Origin of the sequence: Mastigocladopsis repens PCC 10914 (assembly GCF_000315565.1) — a bacterium.
GTDB lineage: Bacteria > Cyanobacteriota > Cyanobacteriia > Cyanobacteriales > Nostocaceae > Mastigocladopsis > Mastigocladopsis repens.
In genome coordinates, this window is record NZ_JH992901.1 from 3658802 (window position 1) to 3680569 (window position 21768).

17 protein-coding genes are annotated in these 21768 nt (G+C 43.2%); 6 read left to right on the top strand and 11 right to left on the bottom strand.

Annotation, left to right across the window (positions count from 1 at the left end):
- The first annotated feature begins 268 nt into the window (after window positions 1-268).
- The gene (locus MAS10914_RS33575; protein WP_017317449.1) at window positions 269-1807 is read left to right on the top strand and encodes a type 2 periplasmic-binding domain-containing protein; all 1539 of its coding nucleotides are present in this window, start codon (window positions 269-271) and stop codon (window positions 1805-1807) included.
- A 73-nt stretch (window positions 1808-1880) separates the two neighbouring features.
- On the opposite strand, the gene glgB is transcribed toward MAS10914_RS33575, so the two are convergent.
- The 8 genes from glgB to kdpA all read right to left on the bottom strand — a co-directional run bounded on the left by glgB (window position 1881) and on the right by kdpA (window position 12470).
- Window positions 1881-4169 carry a 1,4-alpha-glucan branching enzyme gene (gene glgB / locus MAS10914_RS0118560; protein ID WP_017317450.1) on the bottom strand — a complete coding sequence of 763 codons (2289 nt, stop codon included), beginning with the start codon at window positions 4167-4169 and terminating at the stop codon, window positions 1881-1883.
- A 163-nt stretch (window positions 4170-4332) separates the two neighbouring features.
- On the bottom strand, window positions 4333-4650 hold the full coding sequence (locus tag MAS10914_RS0118565; protein WP_026082655.1) for a hypothetical protein: 318 nt from the start codon (window positions 4648-4650) through the stop codon (window positions 4333-4335).
- Window positions 4651-4706: 56 nt separating this feature from the next.
- On the bottom strand, window positions 4707-5879 hold the full coding sequence (locus MAS10914_RS0118570) for an anhydro-N-acetylmuramic acid kinase (RefSeq protein ID WP_017317452.1): 1173 nt from the start codon (window positions 5877-5879) through the stop codon (window positions 4707-4709).
- A 102-nt stretch (window positions 5880-5981) separates the two neighbouring features.
- Window positions 5982-7160: a universal stress protein gene (locus tag MAS10914_RS0118575; RefSeq protein ID WP_017317453.1), complete on the bottom strand. Its 1179-nt coding sequence runs from the start codon at window positions 7158-7160 to the stop codon at window positions 5982-5984.
- 66 nt (window positions 7161-7226) lie between these two features.
- Window positions 7227-7832 carry a K(+)-transporting ATPase subunit C gene (gene kdpC / locus MAS10914_RS0118580; protein ID WP_017317454.1) on the bottom strand — a complete coding sequence of 202 codons (606 nt, stop codon included), beginning with the start codon at window positions 7830-7832 and terminating at the stop codon, window positions 7227-7229.
- 234 nt (window positions 7833-8066) lie between these two features.
- Window positions 8067-8336 (bottom strand): K(+)-transporting ATPase subunit F, encoded by a 270-nt coding sequence (kdpF, locus tag MAS10914_RS0118585; protein ID WP_033366176.1) that lies wholly within the window; start codon window positions 8334-8336, stop codon window positions 8067-8069.
- Window positions 8337-8557: 221 nt separating this feature from the next.
- Window positions 8558-10648 carry a potassium-transporting ATPase subunit KdpB gene (kdpB, locus tag MAS10914_RS0118590; RefSeq protein WP_017317456.1) on the bottom strand — a complete coding sequence of 697 codons (2091 nt, stop codon included), beginning with the start codon at window positions 10646-10648 and terminating at the stop codon, window positions 8558-8560.
- 112 nt (window positions 10649-10760) lie between these two features.
- A complete protein-coding gene (gene kdpA, locus MAS10914_RS0118595; protein ID WP_017317457.1) occupies window positions 10761-12470 on the bottom strand; it encodes a potassium-transporting ATPase subunit KdpA in 1710 nt (569 codons plus the stop codon).
- Window positions 12471-13083: 613 nt separating this feature from the next.
- Between kdpA and MAS10914_RS0118600 the strand changes: the two genes are divergently transcribed.
- From MAS10914_RS0118600 to MAS10914_RS0118615, 4 genes are all read left to right on the top strand, one after another.
- Window positions 13084-14184: a sensor histidine kinase gene (locus MAS10914_RS0118600; RefSeq protein ID WP_017317458.1), complete on the top strand. Its 1101-nt coding sequence runs from the start codon at window positions 13084-13086 to the stop codon at window positions 14182-14184.
- Window positions 14185-14277: 93 nt separating this feature from the next.
- Window positions 14278-14967 carry a response regulator transcription factor gene (locus MAS10914_RS0118605; RefSeq protein ID WP_017317459.1) on the top strand — a complete coding sequence of 230 codons (690 nt, stop codon included), beginning with the start codon at window positions 14278-14280 and terminating at the stop codon, window positions 14965-14967.
- A gap of 92 nt (window positions 14968-15059) precedes the next feature.
- Window positions 15060-15740: a phosphoribosyltransferase gene (locus MAS10914_RS0118610; RefSeq protein ID WP_017317460.1), complete on the top strand. Its 681-nt coding sequence runs from the start codon at window positions 15060-15062 to the stop codon at window positions 15738-15740.
- Window positions 15741-16100: 360 nt separating this feature from the next.
- Window positions 16101-16763: a class I SAM-dependent methyltransferase gene (locus MAS10914_RS0118615; RefSeq protein ID WP_017317461.1), complete on the top strand. Its 663-nt coding sequence runs from the start codon at window positions 16101-16103 to the stop codon at window positions 16761-16763.
- 53 nt (window positions 16764-16816) lie between these two features.
- On the opposite strand, the gene MAS10914_RS32960 is transcribed toward MAS10914_RS0118615, so the two are convergent.
- The 3 genes from MAS10914_RS32960 to MAS10914_RS0118625 form a co-directional block, all read right to left on the bottom strand.
- Window positions 16817-17158 (bottom strand): DUF6464 family protein, encoded by a 342-nt coding sequence (locus MAS10914_RS32960; protein ID WP_269635062.1) that lies wholly within the window; start codon window positions 17156-17158, stop codon window positions 16817-16819.
- 558 nt (window positions 17159-17716) lie between these two features.
- On the bottom strand, window positions 17717-18265 hold the full coding sequence (locus MAS10914_RS0118620; protein WP_017317462.1) for a hypothetical protein: 549 nt from the start codon (window positions 18263-18265) through the stop codon (window positions 17717-17719).
- Between the two features lie 245 nt (window positions 18266-18510).
- Entirely contained in the window at window positions 18511-19860 is a 1350-nt protein-coding gene (locus MAS10914_RS0118625; protein WP_017317463.1) for a trans-splicing intein-formed DNA polymerase III subunit alpha C-terminal partner DnaE-C, read from the bottom strand.
- Between the two features lie 378 nt (window positions 19861-20238).
- Between MAS10914_RS0118625 and gatA the strand changes: the two genes are divergently transcribed.
- Window positions 20239-21693 (top strand): Asp-tRNA(Asn)/Glu-tRNA(Gln) amidotransferase subunit GatA, encoded by a 1455-nt coding sequence (gatA, locus tag MAS10914_RS0118630; protein ID WP_017317464.1) that lies wholly within the window; start codon window positions 20239-20241, stop codon window positions 21691-21693.
- Window positions 21694-21768 lie beyond the last annotated feature (75 nt).

The following is a 21768-nucleotide window of genomic DNA, read 5'->3' on the forward strand; positions in this document are numbered from 1 at the left end:
AATGGCATCCGGAAAATCTAGTAAATTTTATCTAAACTTTATCCGGAGAACCTCTTTTGTCAAGTGAATTTACAGATAAAATTACATAATATATACGATATTTATTTTGCGGAAAAGCTTAGAAATATTGCCATCTGAGTAAAGACAGCAGGGATTTCATATAAGCAAAATTACTTAACTGACGACTATTTTCCTGCTGCTAGCACTAAAGCAAATCTAGAGACTATTAAAAATAGAATTGTAAATTTTATACAGTTGCCAAAGCACTATGAAGCTGAAAGATTCGCTGGGCAAAGTTGTAATGGTAGCAACCTTGTTTTTAAGTTCTCCTGGTTTCACACAACAGCCAAAAGACAGTAGTAATCAGAAAAAAGTAAATGAGCCAATAATATACTACTTTGGGGTTCGGACAAATGCAGAACCTATCAGCTATACAGATGGAATTGGAAATCCGCAAGGTTACTGCTATGCCTTCATAGAAACTTTGAAGGCACAAAAAAATCTGAATATAGAGCCAGTATTTCTTACAAGGGAAAAACGTTTCACTAGTGAAGGAAATGAAGGAAAAAAACTGGATGCTGAGTGCGGTCCTAATACTATTACTTTAGGACGTACAAATAAACAACTAAAAGAAAATGGTCGAGAGGGTAAATTTTCTGAACCTTTTGCTTGGACAGGCGTAAAAGCTTTACTACTAGATAAAAATAAACTCAAGTTTCAGAATGAACGCCAAGTTCAAGAACTAAAACTTGGGGTTATTAGGGGAACTACTACAGAGCAATTAGTTAAAACAATGTATCCTTTATCAGTTATTAATAATAATATCAAGTATGTAACTGAGCATAACGATGGAATAAATAAAATAAAGAATGAAAGAATTGATGTATATTTTAACGATGAACTTATTTTGAAGAGCACATTAATACCGCAATTTCAAAAGCATGGAATCAACTATTATATTTCCCCTGAACTTCTTAGCCATGAACAATATGGAATAATTATTTACCATACAAGTCAAGAGAAAAATATTCAGCTACTCAATGCTATAAATTCTTTGTTGAGAGAAGCAGAAGTTAAGACATTTGGTAATACACAGCTTAAAATATTAAATTCTCCAGAATTTAAGGATTTTCTTGAAAATGAAAATTTACATGAAGACAACTGGCTAGATAGTCTTTCTTATTTTAGAGTAAAAATTTTATATGTGCTTGCAATTATTTTTGTAATTATTTTATTTCTATTAATTAATACTCAGATTAATCGTACTAAAAGAAGCAGAGGTATTTCACAGACACGCACTCAAAGAAATAACAATTCTGATATTAGAAATAACGAAGAAAGCCGTGTAGCTCCATTAAAATCTGAAGATTCCCCAACTACACCCCACATTATTGTAAACAATCACAATAACCTTCATTCCAAAAACGATAATACTCAAGGAGATAATATGTCAGACCGTAAAACTCAAATCAACCAAAATAATTCTTCATTCGGCGTTGGCTATTCTGAACAAGTCGAAGCAAATCAGGTAGCTGCTAATATACACAACTATGCACCTGAGCAAGATTTAGCTCAAGCCGCAGCAAGGATACAAGAACTTTTAAAACAACTAGAGAAAACTAATCCCACTGCAACCCAGGAGGATAAACAAGCTTTCATCAATCTTGCAATTCCTCAAGAGGAGAAAAGTCGGGTTGTGAGGGCTTTACAAGCCGGAGGGGAGAAAGCGCTGGAAAAGTTCCTCAACAACCCTTATGTGGATGTAACAATGGCGATTGTTAAGGAATGGCAAAAAGGACAAGAGTGATTGCATCCCAATTCCGACAACTCTATTATCACTACCGATAAAATTTAGGGTGGGCAAACTGCCCACCCTCCCTTTAAGATTCCATCACCTCTGCCGTCTTCTCCTTATCCAACTTGAGAACCAGTACTCCCAAGGGTGGCAGACACAAATCGAGCGAATAGGGATGATTGTGCAATGACCAATTATCCGTCCACTTACCGCCTAAGTTGCCCATGTTGCTACCGCCATACTGACGAGCATCGCTGTTGAACAACTCGGTGTAGAACCCTTGTTCAGGTACACCAATGCGATAGTGGGAATGAGGTTGGGGTGTGAAGTTGCAAACCGCCACAATGAAATTATCAGAATCCTTATCGCGACGGATAAAAGAAACTACGCTGTGGCGGTTGTCGCTACAGTCAATCCACTCAAACCCTTCGCGTGCAAAATCTTGGGTGTACAAAGCTGGTTCAGAACGGTAAAGATGGTTTAGTTCTTTGAAAAACTCTTTTAGCTGTACGTGCGGTTCATGCTGGAATAGGTGCCACTCCAAATCACTCCAGACATTCCACTCACTCCACTGCCCAAACTCCATGCTCATGAACATGGTTTTCTTGCCTGGATGAGTGAACATAAAGGCAAACAAACAACGCACGTTAGCGAACTTCTGCCATCTATCCCCAGGCATTTTGCCGATGATGTTGCTCTTACCATGCACCACTTCATCGTGGGACAGTGCCAGCATGTAGTTCTCACTGTGGTGATACCACATACTAAAGGTGATGTTGTTCTGATGGAACTGGCGGAACCAAGGGTCCATGCTGAAGTAGTCCAGCATATCGTGCATCCAGCCCATGTTCCACTTTAAGTTAAAGCCCAGCCCCCCTGTATATGTGGGCCAAGAGACCATCGGCCATGCGGTGGATTCTTCTGCAATGGAGACAACGCCAGGGAAATAGCTGAAAATCGTGTGATTTACCTGACGCAGAAACTCTGCTGCTTCTAGGTTTTCTCTACCGCCGTACTCGTTGGCGACCCATTCTCCATTTTCGCGGCAATAGTCGAGATAGAGCATGGAGGCGACAGCATCAACACGAATGCCATCAATGTGGAATTTGTCAAACCAGAACAGGGCATTTGCCACCAAGAAATTCCGGACTTCGTGGCGGGAGTAGTTGAATACGAGAGTACCCCATTCTTTGTGTTCACCTTTACGGGGATCAGCGTGTTCGTAAAGGTGAGAGCCATCGAAGAATGCTAAACCATGACCATCTTTGGGGAAGTGACCGGGAACCCAATCTACAATCACCCCAATCCCGTTTTTGTGGCACTGGTCAACGAAATACATGAAGTCTTCTGGAGTACCATATCGCGAAGTGGGAGCATAGTAACCAGTCACTTGATAACCCCAAGAGCCATCAAAGGGATGCTCGGCAACGGGCAGAATTTCAATGTGAGTGTATCCTAAGTCTTTGACGTAGGGAACAAGCCGTTCTGCCAGTTCCCGGTAGGTGAGGAAGCGTGCGCCTGGATTGAGTTCTGAAACAGTCACGACAGGCTGCGGTTCACCGTTGGGCAGTTTGGGTGGTTCTGCACTAGAAGCGTGTAACCAAGAGCCTAAATGTAGTTCGTAAACTGAAATGGGTTGAGTCAGGGGGTCGGTATGACGCCGTTTTTCCAGCCAGTCTTCGTCACCCCAAGTGTAGGCATCCAAATCGGTGACAATGGATGCGGTTTTAGGGCGAGGTTCTTGCTGGAAACCGTAAGGGTCAGATTTTTCGTAAATGTGTCCTTCAAAGTTTTTGATTTCGTATTTGTAATGCTCTCCTACACCAAGTTCTGGAATGAACAATTCCCAAATTCCAGTGCGTCCCTTTCGCATCTGGTGTTTGCGTCCATCCCAGAAGTTGAAATTTCCTAGAACTGAAACATTACGGGCATTGGGTGCCCAAACGGCAAAATAAACACCTTTAACACCATTTACTTCGGTGGGGTGCGCTCCCAATTTTTCGTAAATTCTGTGATGGTTCCCTTCGCTAAATAGGTGCAAATCAAATTCAGTCAAGCGGGGAGAAGGAAAAGCATAAGGGTCATACATGACTCGCTCGTGTTCCCCTTCTTTTATCCGTAACTGGTAGTTTGCCAGTTCATGTGTTTCTATTGTGCATTCAAAAAAGTGGGGATGATGCACCGTTTCCATTGGGTATTCCTTCCGTTCTTCAGGAAGGATAACCCACGCTGCACTAGCATTTGGTAGGTAAGCTCGCACAGCCCAGACGCTTTTGCCATTCTGTTCTATGGGGTGGGCACCCAGTATTTCAAACGGATCTTGATGTTGATTCCAAACGATGCGGTTAACCTGTTCGGGGGCTATCGTGGTCATAGACATGGAGCTACCAACGTTGAATAAAGTGCCTAAGTAAATTTGCTTTGTAAAACCTCTATATATATTCTTTACATTTATTTGCAAATTTGTCGTGATCGTCATCGTACTTTGGAGGGAGTCCTTTTGGAGGAGGCAACAGGAGTGGGGGAAAAACTAATGCCTAAATATCCAAAAAGGGGAAAAGTTGAAGCAATGCCTTACGTATCCGCAGCAGAAAAACTTGCTCCCGAATTCGGGGAGCAAGTTTTGGGGGTGGGCTTTTTTGTAACTGGGCTTGTAATTGTGCATATTCGCCAGCACTCAAGGGCTTACCATCAACAGGCGATCGCGCTGTTGTAATAATCTGGGTTCGTAATATTTCTTCTGGTATATCTTCTTGTGGCGGTAATGCCATTACCGATGCCCCCCCATGACTGCTTAACCCCACCAATATGCTAGTACAGACAGTTAAAACTAGAAATATGATCACCCTTCTCATTTTCCCTCTCCCCTTAGTCATTCGTTATTTTCCCCCTACTCCACGGGCGAAGGAAACTAATGACTAACTTCGTGAACTTCTCCTAAAAGCACTTCTTGACTTGCCCCTGTGGCGCTTGGTAGGTTGCCTGGGGTAAGCGACTGTCGCCAGTAAGCTAAAACTGCAAAGGCGATCGCTTCTTTAAAATCAGCACTCAAACCGACTTCATCTGTAGTCAGGACTGGCACTGATGTCAATAGGATCTCTAACCGATGTTTCAGATACAGATTGCGACTACCACCCCCACACAATATCACTCGTTGTGGCAATTGCGGCAAAAAAGTCTGGTAACTGTGAACAATCGAAGCCGCTGTTAATTCTGTGAGAGTTGCTAGTAAGTCAGATGGACTGAGTTGGTACGCTTCGGCGTCTTTTAAACACTCATGGAAATAGGTCACGCCGAATAGTTCTCGACCTGTGGATTTGGGCGGTGGCAGATGAAAGTAGTCTTGGTTGAGCCAATGTTCTACCAACGGATAGCAGGGAGTGCCACTTGCTGCCCAAGAGCCATTTTCATCATAGGTTTTCGCACCATCGGTTAAATGCTGCACAGCCAAATCCAAAAGACTATTTCCTGGTCCTGTATCCCAGGCACGAATTTTTTCTAACCAATTGTCGTGACGAGATGGAATGTAAGCAACATTACCAATGCCACCAATATTTTGGATACACCGCGATTCTTGCGGATGACTCAGCAAAGCCGCATCGACACGAGGCACAAGAGGCGCACCATGACCACCCGCAGCAATATCTGCTACACGGAAGTTGCTCACAGTTTTCATTCCCGTCACATGGGCAATGACCTCACCGCGACCCAGTTGTAAGGTGTAGCCAAGGGTGTTGGGAGATGAGGAAGTGTTTTCTCCCCCTCCTCTTATAGGTGGTCTATGAAAAACAGTCTGACCGTGAGAACCTATTAAAGTTGCTTTTTCGTGACCAATTTGAATGTCTTGTGCAGCTTGGGCAAAAGCTTGGGCGATCGCATCATCTAATTGAGCCAACTCTGCCATTGAGATTGCAACACCAGCACAAACTGATAAAATGCGTTCTCTCAGGTCTGCTGGATAGGGATATGTTGCGCCAGCTACCAACTCAATTTTGATATCCAAATTTGTGCCGGAAATGTCTACTAAGGCAGCGTCTATGCCATCTACAGATGTGCCACTTATTAAACCGATTACACGAGTCATCTGAAGTATTAAAGTGTAAAGTATGAAGTATACTCCACAAATTCTTCCAGCAACTTATAGAAGTATAAAATCTAAAAATTTTTCCTCCTTTATCCTTTGGAGTCATTCGTCCATCGCCAAACGATTAAACCCATTGGTTTGATTTTTATCAGCAGAAATAATATGTAAATCAACATTTTTCAACAATCGCAGCAATTTATGGGTTAAAGACCCTTTGAGGAGTATTTGCCAACGCGAGTGCTGACTTGCGCCAATCACAATTTGGGTAATGCGGTATTTTTCAGCGACTTCTGCAATTGCTTGGGCTATATCAGTGCTCGTAACACGAATGAATGTACCGTCAAATTCTGTGCAAAGCTTGTCATAAGTTTCGATATAGAGGCTTTCCTCCTTAGTGAGGAAGCGCTCTGGAGCGGCAACATATATAACAAAAAAAGGGGCATTCATGTAGTTAGCAAGCCTCGCTCCCCGACGCAACAGCTGCACCGAGTTGGGATTGGTGGATACGCACACCAAAACCCGCTCGTGAATATTGCAGGATTGACCTTTTGGGGTGGAGGCGATCGCATCTTCCTCAACGTTGTCCGCCACCTCCCGCAGTGCCAACTCCCGTAAAGCAATCAGGTTGCGGCGTTGGAAAAAGTTATCGAGCGCTTGTTGAATTTTTTGTGTTGCATAGATTTTGCCTTCTAACAACCGTTCTTGCAGCGTCTCAGGCGTAACATCTATTACTACAACTTCATCAGCTTCGTCTAGAATGCGGTCAGGAACGCGCTCTCGCACAACCACACCAGTAATTCGTGCTACTAGGTCATTGAGACTCTCCAGATGCTGAATATTCATTGTGGAGTAGACATCAATACCTGCTGCCAAAATGATTTCTACATCTTGGTAGCGTTTCTCTCGTAGCGAACCAGGGACATTGGTATGTGCTAGTTCATCGACTAACACCAACTGGGGTACTCTGGCTAAAATCCCATCTGTATCCATTTCTGGCAAAATTAACCCACCCCGAGGAATTTGCTTGCAGGGTATGACCTCCAACCCCTGTGCCTTTTGCGCCGTCTCCTTACGTCCGTGGGTTTCCAAAAGCCCAATCACGACATCAATACCTTCCTGTTTCAGTGAATGGGCTTCTTCCAGCATCCTGTAGGTTTTGCCTACTCCAGGAGCCATGCCAATAAAGATTTTATGTTTGCCCCGACGTGCTGAATTAAGGTTATAAGGTACAGAAGGTACAGGCGTCGTGCCTGTTTTTGGTGATTTCGTATTATCAAACATCTCTCTTTTATGAATCATGAGAGTAAAAATTTGTAGAGACGTGTCATAGCACGTCTCTACAGTAAATTATCTATTTTGCTGACGGTTAAACTCATCTAGATCAAGGGCGTAATTTAACTTTAGAACATTAACACCAGGCTCACCGAAAATGCCTAAAAATTTGCCCTCAGTATACTTATTAATTAAAGGAAATATTTCATCTGGTCTAAGACCACGAGCACGAGCAACTCTATCCAATTGCTCTCGTGCTGCTTTGACTGAAATGTGTGGATCTAAGCCAGAGCCAGAGGTGTAAATGAGATCTGCTAAAGGTTGAATATTCTCATCTTGGAGCTGATTTGCTTCAGCTTCAATTCGCTTGAGCAAGTTTGGATTGCTGGGAGCAAAATTGCTAGCCCCAGAAATACCTGTGGGCTTGGCTTGTTTTCCTTGACTATATCTCACCGCACTGGGACGACCATGAAAATACTGATCAGATCTAAACTGCTGACCAATTAAAGCTGAACCAATTTCTTCTCCCTTAATATTCTGCACTATACTGCCTTGAGCTTTGTCTTTAAGGAAGGGGAATTGACCGACAAAAAGTATTAATAAAGGATAGATAATTGCTGTTAACAACCATAAAACTAGAGTGATGCGAATTGCTTTAGCAACTTCTCTAAGAATAGACATAAAATTTTTGAACACCCTCTTGAATTTACTTTAAATACTCAACAAAATAGAGTGACACCACATTCCAAGTAAATGAAGTACAACGCGCTTTGTCTAAAAGTCAGACAGAAAGCACTTGTTACTTCTGTGCCTCCTAGGTCGGAACTGCGTTAACGCGCAGCGTGCCCAGAGGGCATATTCTGAGTTCTGAATTCTGAATTCTGAGTTCTGAGTTCTGACTTCTGCTATATCTCATTAAAAACGCTCTGGCTGAAAAACAACAACAAACAAGTAAACGATAAGTGCCAGAGTCACCAACCCCAAAACGCCAATTGCCCAAGCAGAACGGCGTTCCAAAGTCCCATCAGCAGCAGAAACTATAGGCGCAATCAGCAAATTCAGGCAAAGCGCCATAAAAATCGCAAGTGGCAACTTTTGAGAGCGCCATTTCGACCAGATAAATAAAATCGTCTCCACTCCATCCATCGGTAAAAACTTATTTAACACATCAAATTTTTTTCTCATATTTCTCTCCTTTTCTCCTTCTTCTGCGTCACAAACACTTTCCTCTACGGGGGAGACTGCACTTGGTGCGGTAGCCTGGGGCACGCCCTATGGCTGACGCCACACGGGTATCTCCTATGCCTGCGGCGCCGCTAGGCGAACGGAGAGGCTGCGCCAACGTAGTCGCCTGGGTCGGGAAACCCTACCAAGAGCACTGCTTCACCGCTACGCGTCTACATTTCCTAAGTCAAACCTACAGCTGTAATCAACAAATCAATCAACTTAATCGCGATAAACGGTGCAATCACACCTCCCAAGCCATAAATAAAGATATTTCTTTGCAGCAGTTGATTAGCCGTCAAGGGTCTAAACTTGACACCCGTCAACGCCAAGGGAATCAAAGCAGGAATAATCAAAGCATTGTAAATCAACGCTGACAGCACAGCAGTATTCGTGCTAGTCAACTTCATAATATTGAGACTTTGCAAATTAGCCGAGGTAAATAACACTGGAATAATCGCAAAGTATTTAGCGATATCATTAGCAATAGAAAAAGTCGTCAAAGCACCACGAGTAATCAGTAATTGTTTACCAATAGCAACGATATCAATCAGCTTTGTGGGATCAGAGTCTAAATCCACCATGTTGGCTGCTTCTTTTGCCGCTTGAGTCCCAGTATTCATTGCGACCCCGACATTTGCCTGGGCGAGTGCTGGCGCATCGTTGGTACCATCTCCCGTCATCGCCACCAGTTTGCCTTCCCCTTGTTCCCGTTGAATTACAGAGATTTTGTCTTCTGGGGTGGCTTCGGCAATAAAGTCATCGACTCCAGCTTCTTTGGCAATGACAGAAGCAGTAATTCGGTTGTCTCCAGTCAGCATGATGGTACGCACTCCCATCCGGCGCAATTGGTCAAAACGTTCGCGGATACCTGGTTTAATAATGTCTTTGAGATAGATGACGCCATAAATCTCACCATCAAGGGCGACTGCTAACGGTGTCCCACCCAATTGGGAAACTCTTTCGTATGCTGCATCCAATTCCGGCGAATCTCGTCCGTCACGAGAACGTACAAATCCCTTAATGGCTGACACCGCGCCTTTACGCACTTGGCTTCCATTGGGCAAATTTGTGCCACTCATGCGGGTTTTTGCCGAAAACTCTATTCCTTCGGCTCTGTCGCGGTCAAAATCAATCCTTGCGCCTAACCTTTCTGCTAGTCGGATAATCGATTTTCCTTCTGGTGTATCATCAAACACACTCGCTATCAGCGCTACATTGGCAATTTCCTCCATTGAGTGTCCGTTAATCGGGATGAACTCTTCTGCCAAGCGATTACCCAGGGTAATTGTACCTGTTTTGTCAAGGACTAAGGTATTGACATCACCGCAGGCTTCTACTGCTCGTCCTGAGGTGGCTATAACGTTAAACTGGGCGACTCGATCCATACCAGCAATACCGATCGCACTTAGTAATCCCCCAATTGTGGTGGGAATTAATGCAACTAACAGAGCAACCAAGATTGCGACACTGATTGGACTTTTAACATAGCTGGCGATCGCGCTTAGTGTCACCACGACAAATAGAAACACTAAGGTCAGAACCGCAAGTAACACCGTCAGGGCAATTTCATTCGGTGTTTTCGTACGTTCCGCGCCTTCCACTAAGGCAATCATTCGGTCAATAAACCCTTTGCCTGGATCTGCTGTGATGCGGATGATGAGTTCATCAGAGATAATCCGCGTACCGCCGGTGACAGAACTGGCTATGTCTGAACCTGTTTCTTTCAGCACTGGCGCAGATTCCCCGGTAATTGCAGATTCATCCACACTGGCAACACCCATAGTCACTTCCCCGTCAGCGGGGATAATGTCACCCGCAACGACGTAAACGGTATCGCCTGTTCGCAAGCTTGTGGAAGGGACTTCAGTCATTGAACCATCAGCGGCAAGTTTTTTGGCAATTGTTTCTGACTTGGTTGACCTTAAAGCATCCGCTTGTGCTTTACCCCGTCCTTCTGCGACTGCTTCGGCAAAATTGGCAAATAAAACGGTCAAGAACAAAATCCCTGTAATTAATCCGTTAAAAAGTCGTAGGTTATTGCCCGGAACTGAACCAAACAAGTCAGGATCGATGGTAACAACTAAGGTGATAATGGTACCAACCCAAACTAAAAACATCACCGGGTTTCTAACTGCGTCTTTGGGATGAAGCTTGACAAAAGCATCTTTAATAGCTCTGCCGTAGAGTCCTTGAGTGTTTACCCGCGACTTTTTGCGTGCTTGGCGGCGATCGCTTTTACGAGAAGATTTGGAAGAATTTGCGGATTCCATAATATTTGGATTGATAGTTGTTGGTTGATAGTTGATAGTTGTTAGTTATAAGTTGTTTAATTAAGCGCTCCCCATTAACTACTAACTACTACCCACTAACTACTAACCACGATTACTTAATGCCACTGGCAAGGTTAAAACCTTCGGCTATTGGTCCTAAAGCCAAAACAGGGAAGAATGTCAGCACACCCAAAATTAAAATGACTCCGGCTGTAATCACAGTAAATAGGGTAGAATCTGTTCTCAGAGTGCCCGGGGTTTCGGGTACTGTTTGTTTGCGTGCCATGCCGTCTGCTAAAAGCAGGATGGCAATCATCGGTATATATCGTCCCATCAAAAGGCTAAAACAGGTACTTAAGTTCCACCACAAAGTGCTATCACCCAATCCCTCCAAGCCAGAACCATTGTTGGCGCTGGCTGAGGCGTATTCATAAACCACTCGCGAGATGTTATGAAATTCGGGGGAACCAGTATATCCAGGCGGCGGAATTTGAAATGCTAATGTATTGGGAAATGCTAAGGCGATCGCACTGGGAATCAAAACTGCAATTGGGTGAATCAGCAACACGACACTAGCAAGAACGATTTCCCGCTTTTCAATTTTGCGCCCCAAAAACTCTGGGGTGCGTCCCACCATCAGTCCTGTCAAGAATACAGTGAGAATTAAATAGATGAATAAATAAGCGGTTCCAGTTCCTTGCCCACCCCAAACAATCTGTAAAAACATATTTAATAGGGTGGAAAAACCTCCTTGTGGCATGAGGGAATCATGCATCCCGTTAACAGCACCACACATTGTCCCGGTGGTTATAATTGCCCATAAAGCCGTTTGCGCCCAACCAAACCTGACTTCCTTGCCTTCTAAATTTGGCTGTACCAACCCCACTACGTCATTAACAACGGGGTTGCCTTGATACTCGCCAACCGCTGTGATGCCAACCAAAACCCCAAAGATGGCAAAAACCATCCAAAAAAGCAGCCAAGCTTGTTTGGTATTATTGGCAAACAAACCGTAGGTGTAAATCAACGCCGCTGGAATACAAATCATGGCGATGGTTTCTATTAAGTTAGAAGCGCGATTGGGATTTTCAAATGGGTGTGCCGAGTTAATACCAAAAAAGCCGCCGCCGTTTTCGCCCAACTGTTTGATCATCTCAAAGGAAGCTACTGGACCTCTGGCTATATACTGGGTTGATCCCTCCAATGTTGTCACCTGTAGAGGTCCATCTAATGTTTGCGGTACGCCTAATGCCAGTAATGCGATCGCACCCACAATTGAGATGGGGAGTAATATGCGCGTAATTGAACGGGTGAGATCCACGTAAAAATTTCCCAGTGGTCTACCTGTCAAACCTCGGATAAAAGCAATTCCCACTGCTAATCCGGTGGCGGCTGAGGTGAACATCAAAAAGGCTAAAGCCGCTGTTTGGCTAAAATAACTTAAGGTTGTCTCCCCTGAGTAGTGTTGCTGGTCGGTATTCGTTAAAAATGAAATGGTGGTGTGTAGCGTTATGTCCCATGAGGGAGCAGCTAACCCAGTAGGATTCCACGGCAAGAATTTCTGAAGATATATCAGCCCAAACACCACAACGCCCATGATAATGTTGCTGTAAAGGACTGCTCTGGCATACTGCCAACCTGTCATATTATCTTTTCTGCGTGTACCTGCTAATGTATAGATGATTCGGTCTACAGGTTTTATAACGGGGTCAAGCAGCGTTTTTTCTTCCAAGAAAACACGCGCTATATATCTACCCAATAGCGGTGTGATTGCTATCACAATACACAGCGTCACTCCAATTTGAAAAAATCCTTGTCCCATTTATCTAGCCAAAATTAGAGATGGATATGGAAATTCTAAGAAGCAAAATCTAGTGAGCTATTTCTTGATTGCTTCGGGCTTTACTTATCAATTGAATTTCTAATCTTTATCGACTTTATCACCTAATATAATTCTCTTTCTCTCCTTTTTTAAGACTCCTATCTCTGCGTTCTTTGCCAAGTGCTTCCTGTTTAATCTATCTTTAGTTACATATTTTTTACTATAATTGAAATTTTTTTAAAAAAAATTACAGATTTTTGACTTTTAGGTAATATTGCGATCTACTTACAAGCAAATTACATTACCACCTTTTGGGTAAAATTTAGCAACAGAATGATATTGCTTGTTCACTCTTTTTTAAGAAGTATCACATTTTTACCAGGGCAAGCAATTACCTGTTTGTTATAAATATCTATATATCGGTTGATATAGGTCAGATGATAGTTAAAGTATAAAGTACTAAGTTAAAAGTTATTAAAAGGATTATTACAAGGGCTTAAAACAGCGTCCTTTTAAAGGATATAAAATATAAATAATATTTAAATAAGAATTGCCACTAAATTATATCTTTAGCCAAATTGTCATTCATATCATTCTTTATAAGAAGCTTACTATGTGGTCTTGGTTATTGAAAATTAAAGAAAATGTCTTGACAAGGAATGAAAGAGGGCTGATTTACTGGGTGATAACTACTGGATTTGCCATAGTAATGGCGCTGGAATACTTGACACCGCCTGAGTATGTGTTCGGCTACCTTTACATTGGATCAATTTTGTTGGCATCCCGATTAAATCGCAAGGCAGTATTTAATGTGACGCTAGCGGCTGCTGGATTAACGCTGTTGAATTTGTTGATCCCTGGAGTGGAAGCGATTAATCCGCCAACGGTAGGGAATCGGTTAATTGCTGTGATTGCGTTGCTAGTAACGGCTTACTTAAGTGAGCGCAACCGCCGCAACGAAGAAGCCGTTGCCTGGACACAAGCACAGTTACGCTCCCAAGAACAACTAGCGCGGATGCGGCAAGATTTTGTTTCCACCCTGACTCATGACCTGAAAACACCGCTACTAGGAGCAATTCAAACGCTGAAATCCTTTCAAAAAGGTCAATTTGGTGCAGTTACGCCAATGCAAGAAAAAGTCATAGAAACTATGACTCGCTCTCACCGCACTACGTTGCAACTGGTAGAAACTGTGTTAGATGTATACCGCATTGATGCTGAAGGACTAGAACTTCAGTGTTCACCAGTTAACTTAGTGACAGTAGCAGAGGAGGTGATCGCCACGCTCACTGAGGTAGCAAGAGCGCGTCAGATATGTATCTCTCTTAATTATGGAGAATCGGATTTTCGTCGCTCGTTATGGGTAAATGGAGATTATTTGCAACTTGGGCGAGTCTTCTCCAATCTTCTGATGAATGGCGTTAACCATACTCGCCGTGGCGGAAAAGTGGAAGTAGTGCTGGGGGGTTCTTCTAGTTCTCAAATTGTGAAGATTCTTGACAGTGGTTGTGGCATCACAGAAGAAGAACTACCCCACCTATTTGAGAGATTTTATCAAGGACACAGCGATCGCCATGCTAAGGGATCAGGGCTGGGGTTGTATTTATCTCGCCAGATTATTGAAGCACACGGCGGTATAATTTGGGCAGAGAATCGTTCACCATGGGGGGCAATGTTTGGCTTTCGACTGCCAGCCTGTGCGCCACTTAGTTGAAGAGATGGGGAGATGAGGGGGATGAGGAGGTGGGCAGACAAAAAGAAGTAATAGGTAAAAGATTTTTTTGGCTTTTGACTTTTGACTTTTAAGATGAAACCAGGAGCAACGCTGAGAATATTACTCGTTGAGGATGATGAACTGTTTCGCCTAGGTCTGCGAATGCGGTTGCAACAGGAGGCAAGTATAGAAATCGTAGCCGAGGCGGAAGATGGCGAGCAAGCTGTAGAACTAGCTAATCGCTATGGGCTAGATTTGGTTTTGCTTGATATTGGTTTACCAGGGATTGGTGGAATTGAAGCTTGTCGTCAAATTAAGCAGCAACACCCCAATTTACCTGTACTGGTTTTAACGTCTCGTTCGGAAAAACCCCTAATTGCGCGCTTAATTGAAGCAGGGGCTGTCGGTTACTGTCTTAAAGGAATCCCTTCTGAGTCTTTGATATTGGCATTGCGTTCGGTAGCAGCAGGTGCTTCTTGGTGGGATCAGACAGCAACCACAGCAATTCGAGCCGCTTTTGAGGGAAATAACACAGCATCATTCACACAAGATTCGCTACCCCTAGAAAATCCGTTGACCAAGCGCGAACAAGAAATTCTGGCACTCGTAGCTACTGGTAAAAGCAATCAAGAAATTGCGTCCATTCTCTACATTGCTTCTGGTACAGTACGGGTTCATGTCCACGCGATTTTACAAAAGTTAGAAGTAAGAGATCGCACTCAAGCCGCAGTCTTGGCTATTCAGAAAGGATTGGTATCACCAGAACTGCTGCGAAGTTCGTAACAGTTAAAATATGACCATCTGTTATTATCGGTTAACTTGAGTTAAAATCGGTCATGATAGAAGCATAGGCGTTGTTATATGCTGGGGGAACCATGCTAAACACCCCGCTTTTTGCTGATCGCACTCAAGCTGGTGAGCAACTGGCGCAAGCGATTGACGCTATTTTGACCCAGCAAACAGCCAACTCAGTAGCAAAGCCTGAAACAATTGTCTATGCTTTGCCAAGAGGAGGACTGCCAGTAGCAGCACCAGTGGCGCGTCTCCTCAACTGTCCGTTGACGATAGAAGTGGCGAAAAAAATTAGCCATCCAGAAAATCCTGAATTAGCTATTGGCGCGGTCAGTGCCTCTGGAAATGTTCTTTGGGATCAGCACCAGCGGTCTCGCCATATACTCAATTCAGGGTTGCGGAAATCGGCATTAAATGCAGCTACTACTCAAGCTAAGTCTCTTAAGGCTCAATTCAGTTCTGCCTGTCCGCAGGTGAACACAGAAGGTGCTACGCTCATCTTAGTTGATGATGGTATTGCCACAGGTATGACAATGGCAGTAGCGGCAATATCTCTCAAGGCACTTTCTCCAGCAGAAGTTTGGTTATGTGCTCCTGTAGCACCTCTAAAGTTACTACCTTGGTTGCATCAATGGGGCGATCGCGTGGTTGTCCTCGCAACACCAGAAGATTTTTGTAGTGTTAGTTACTTTTACTCAGAGTTCCCACAGGTAGAGACAAGCGAAGCTCTTGAATGTCTCTTACAACAAAATGAAGAAAGATGAATGACTAATTTTCAAAGGGGAATAGGGGAATAGGGGTGTAGGGGTGTAGGGGTGTAGGGGTGTAGGGGTGTAGGGGTGTAGGGGTGTAGGGGTGTAGGGGTGTAGGGGTGTAGGGGTAGAAGAAGGGGTTTAAGGGAGAAGGGGTAGAATGTGTTTTGAATGCAGGAGTTAAAAAAGAATTCTTTACCCTACACCCTCACACATCAGTTACCAGTTACCAGTTATCAGTTATCAGTTATCAGTTCTTCACTGTTCACTGTTCACTGTTCCTCACACCCTTACACCCTTACCCCCCTAGTTTTTGTAAATTATGAATAAAAAAATACATTTCATAATTCATTATTCATTTGACTATTGACTATGGAAAGAGTGCTAGAACCGGAAGTCATGGATAGTTTAGAAGAAGCCATTGAGTATGATGCAATGGACTTCATTGAGGTAAATACGACTTTTGCTCAAGAGGCGATCACGTTTGGACCACAGGAGATGGGTCTAGTGTTAGATGCTGGTACTGGTCCTGGTCGTATTCCAGTTTTACTGTGTCAAATGCGTCCCCAATGGCAAGTTATCGCCATTGATTTGGCTCAGAGTATGTTAGAAATAGCCTCGCAACACATTCAGCAGGCTGGTTTACTACAGCAAATTCGCTTGGAATTAGTAGACACTAAAAACTTGCCTTATCAAGATGAGCAGTTTGATCTGGTTGTGTCGAATAGCCTTGTTCACCATTTACCGGATCCGTTACCTTTCTTTAGAGAACTTAAGCGTGTCTTAAAACCCAATGGTGGTATTTTCATCCGTGACTTATTTCGACCTGCTGATGAAACAACAATGAATGCTTTAGTTAACACTATCGGGGCGGAATACGATGCTCATCAGAAAAAGTTATTTCGCGATTCTCTCCAGGCTGCACTTACACTGGATGAAGTGAATCAGTTGATTTCACAAGTGGGTTTGAAACGAGTAAAGGTCTATCAATCCAGTGACCGTCATTGGACTGCGGAACGGGCTTGGAATGATTAACAGTTAACAATTCTTCTGTGTGAGAAGATAAGTTAACATGACCCTATTTACAACTAACTCATCCAGTCTGACGGGTTATTTTCACTACAAATGGTTTCCCTTGGTTCATAATAGCGACAACCTTCGCATGGTCCACTAGGATTAACAGCACAGCGCAGGTAGCCACAACGGGCATTAAATCGGCAGCTGATATCGCCGACAAGGTAGCCGACTCCTTCCAGATAATAGCGATCGCTCGGATCGGGCATGGTGTTCTGCCGTATTCGCCCTATAGGAGAATTCAGATCTGCCGCTCGCCTAAACTGCGAACGTGTTCTAGCCTGGGTTTTACGCATCAACCACATGGAGAATAGGGACGGTAAGAAACCAATGGTAATAACCAAAAGTGTCTTCACTTCAACACCTTCTTTTAACTCTTTTGTACGCTTATTGTCCCTGGTATTGCATCCTCACATTTAAGGAGATTGCAACCTATAGGAATTTCCGCGTGGAAGAAAGCCGACACTAAAAGAAGTGTCAACTATCACTTTTATCAGCATAACCGTTGCAACCCAAACCGTGGGTTTTAGCCGAAGGTTGCTACCTTAAGATTTGTTTATAAGTACTCGTGCGAGATGGAAACTGACAGAGTGTTTGCGCTAACACTGCGGCTTCCCTTTCTGCTGGAATAAATCAATTTTTTGCATCCTGAGGATAAATGAGTCGTTAGCATTTTATTTGACCTAGGGTGCGCTAACTAGCAGCAAAATACTTGCATACGCTTTGAATTAATACAATTGGGAACTGCTACAGCAATATTAGTTCATAGTGCAGGCTTCCAGTCCGCGCTTTCCTTGAAGGCTGCACCACAAACAATGTTTACAAGCCTTGCTGAGGGTTGCCGTATAAGCTGCTATGAGACGCTTAAATTATTCCCTGATGGTTGCTTGATAAATGAGTTGTCATTTGCAGTCCTAAATGGTTTTAACTTTTTCTTTATAATTTATTCTCCAATATTCGAGCTTATCTATAGGGACTGATTTAGTGACAATATTAACGCTATTTCCTCGCCATGCAAGTTCTATATCTGTCGTAAAAACAGCGCATTGTAATTGCTCGCGCTTGATATTCCAATACTCACTAAATCTGCTTTTTAAAGTTATGACCTGCTCAAATACTTTATTTCTGTGCTTATTTCTTCTTTTTCTTTCTGTCGCCCCTGTCGCTTCTGTATCAATAAATTTAGTTTCAATGATAAATACTTTACCTAATGAAGTCAGATAAACAAAATCACACTTTCCCAAATCTGTATAATCGCCAATCGGCGACTTTTCAAATAATAGCAATTCAGAGCATGAAGGGAATATCTCTTTGATATTCAAAAATAAATAAGCTTGCAATAGAAGTTCTTTGTCATAAGGAAAACTGACAACCCCCTCAAAAAATCTTTTAATGTCTTCCTGAGATTGGGGTTGAATTTTTTTGCAATATGCAACAAAGTTATTAACGTCACCTGCGGTCATGCAGTTTTTGCTCCTTCCCCCTTGTTACCATACGCCTACATGGCATCAAAAAATACCACGTACACAAGGAAGATCTCATCCGAAAAAGTAACTAAAAAAACGATTCAATCATGATATAGATACGTAAATTTACGGAAGACAAAAAGGCAAATTAGCTATTCAACTATTTCCTACTTTATATTTAGGAAACCACAGAACAGGTTGCTATCAACCAAAGAAGAGGTGACTAATAGCACTTTCTTTCATCAAACACTAGTCAGCGATTGTACATGAGCAGAAAATCTGGCGTTTTGAAGAGCCTGAACAGTTATTCTGGAGTCTTGTACCCAAAATTGCCGTCCAAAACGGACAAGTTGACGGGAATTTCCGGCTTGTACAATTCCTATGACTGGCACTTTTGCTTTTTCTCTCTCTCCTGATTGTTCTTGCAAAATTGTTCTGAGGCGATGCTGTTCCTCAATCGTACCTGCTTGTTGGGTATTGAGTTCCACTATCACCATCTTGACTGTTTCCACTGGTTCTGCATCTTCAACAATCAATTGAGTTTGCTCTTCGCGGCGATCTACTTTAGCCCAAATAATTAACCGAGAATCAACTTGGAGCAGTGAATTGATCTGCTCATAAATTTTAGGAAATACCACCGCTTCCGATTGTGCAGTTAAATCTTCTATTTGCAAAATCGCCATTGGGTCGCCTTTCTTGGTCATCACTTTTTTAACGCCATTTAGCATGACAACCGCACAAATGGTACTTTCTTCTTTCTGTTCACCAAGTTGCGAAAGGTTAATTGGAGCTAGAACACGCGCTGTTTTGCGTATAACTTTCAGGGGATGATCTGATACATAAAATCCCAAAAGTTCTTTTTCCCTCCGCAACTTGTCCTGTGGAGGAAAATCAGGAACCGTTTGAGCTTTGGGAGCAGATTCAAAGCTATTTTGAACTTTATTTTTATGAGTCGAAAATCCGCCACCTAACAAATCAAACAGATTTCCCTGTCCAGTGGCTCTATCTCTGGCACGAGATTGTGCCCAATCGTACACTAAACCTAAATCTTGGAGAAGTTGGTTGCGGTTGGAGTCGAATTTGTCAAATGCTCCACAGTAAATAAGCGACTCCAAAGTGCGACGGTTAACAGTACCCAAATCCACGCGATCGCAAAAATCACCCAAGGATTTAAACTCTCCTCCCTCCTCTCTTGCTTGCAAAATACAGGCTATTGCGTTTTGTCCCACATTCCGAACAGCTGACAATCCAAACAAAATCTTTTCACTCGACGGTGTAAAATCCACCTCAGAGCGATTGATATCTGGCGGCTCTATCTGAATATTCATACTCATACAGGTGGAAATATATTTCTGCACCTTGTCTGTGTCGTCACTGTTAGCCGTCAACAGCGCCGCCATGTATTCCAGGGGATAGTTCGCTTTCAAGTACGCAGTTTGGTATGTGACATAACCATATGCCGTTGAATGGGATTTATTGAAACAATTGGAAGCTATGAAGCCATCTCTGGTCACAAAATTATGGTCGCGCTCTACCCCAATGTCATAGACATTTTGCGTACCTAATGATTTTCGTGTAATAATTTTAGCCATTTTTTCCAAGTTCCTCAGATCTGTAAAATCAATTAATTTATAAAATTGACACCCAGCTAACTGGAATAATTATTAAGCTGATAAGCGTACACATTGCACTGTCTGGAAAAATAGCTTGCGAGGAAACCTCGCAACTCTTTTTTCGTTAAGGCTCTCAAGAGCGAAGCCGGAAACGTTCCGCTTCTGGTTCAAAAGTCTAGAGTCCAGATTTGCTTTTGACTTTTGACAATCCTCACGAGTCATTATGCAATTTTAATGCGTCACAGCTTAATTAAGTCCCAGCCGCTTTTGAGTAGAATACCTGCGCGGCTTAACTAACTGGGCAGAAATCGTCAAAGTGTACTAAAATCAAGGATTTGAGTCGTAAAGGGAGCAATCATGGCGTCCATCCGCAAGTTGCACACACAGCTAATTAAGAAAGAACGTTCTGCTGTTGAAATTACTACTGAAGCAATAGATCGCATTCAAGCATTAGAGCCGAAATTGCATAGTTTCTTATGCGTGACTGCTGAACAGGCATTAGAGCAGGCACGGAACGTGGATGCTAAAATCGCCGCTGGGGAAGAAATCGGCGTACTAGCAGGGATTCCTATTGGGATCAAAGATAATATGTGTACTAAGGGAATTCCCACCACCTGCGCCTCTCGAATTCTGGAAAATTTTGTCCCGCCTTATGAATCAACTGTCACCCAAAAACTGGCGGACGCTAGTGCGGTGATGGTAGGTAAAACCAATTTGGATGAGTTTGCAATGGGGGGTTCTACAGAAAACTCTGCCTTCAAACTCACCGCCAATCCTTGGGATTTGTCGCGGGTTCCAGGAGGTTCTTCTGGTGGTTCAGCAGCAGCTGTTGCAGCAGGAGAATGTGTTGTATCGCTAGGTTCCGATACTGGCGGTTCGATTAGACAACCCGCCTCTTTCTGCGGTGTTGTGGGGATGAAACCAACATATGGACTCGTTTCTCGCTATGGTTTGGTGGCTTTTGCTTCATCTTTGGATCAAATTGGACCATTTGCACGCACAGTAGAAGATGCAGCGATCTTATTGAATGCGATCGCAGGTTACGATCCCAAAGATTCCACCAGCCTTAAAGTTGAAATTCCCGACTACACCGCTAACTTAAAACCAGATCTTCCTAAAGGAAAGCTAAAAATTGGTGTCATCAAAGAAACCTTTGGTGAAGGTTTAGACTCACAAGTTGAAGAAGCTGTTCACAAAGCGATTGAACAATTAAAAGAGTTGGGGGCGGAAATTCAAGAAATCTCCTGTCCTCGGTTCCGTTCTGGTTTACCAAGCTATTACATCATAGCCCCATCTGAAGCATCAGCAAACCTAGCTCGTTACGATGGTGTTAAGTATGGCTACCGCGCTCCTGATACGGATAATTTGATATCGATGTATAGTCGCACCCGTGCGGCTGGTTTCGGTGCAGAAGTCAAACGCCGGATTATGATTGGAACTTACACACTTTCGGCTGGTTATTACGATGCTTATTATCTAAAGGCGCAAAAAGTTCGCACTTTGATTAAAGAAGACTTTGAAAAAGCGTTTGCAAAAGTTGATGTTTTAGTCTGTCCTACGGTTCCCACCACTGCATTTAAAGCAGGGGAAAAAACAGATGATCCTTTAAGTATGTACTTACTTGATTTGATGACTATTCCCGCAAATCTCGCTGGTTTACCCGGTTTAAGCGTACCATGTGGTTTTGATAACAACGGATTGCCAATTGGTTTACAACTTATAGGGAATGTGCTGCAAGAAGACCAACTGTTTCAGGTAGCTTATGCTTATGAGCAAGCAACAACTTGGCATCAGCGATCGCCGCAATTATAAGTTATGAGTCACGAGTTTTATTCTTAACTCCTCAACGCCAGTCGCTACAACGGAAGGGACTTCCCCAACGCACTG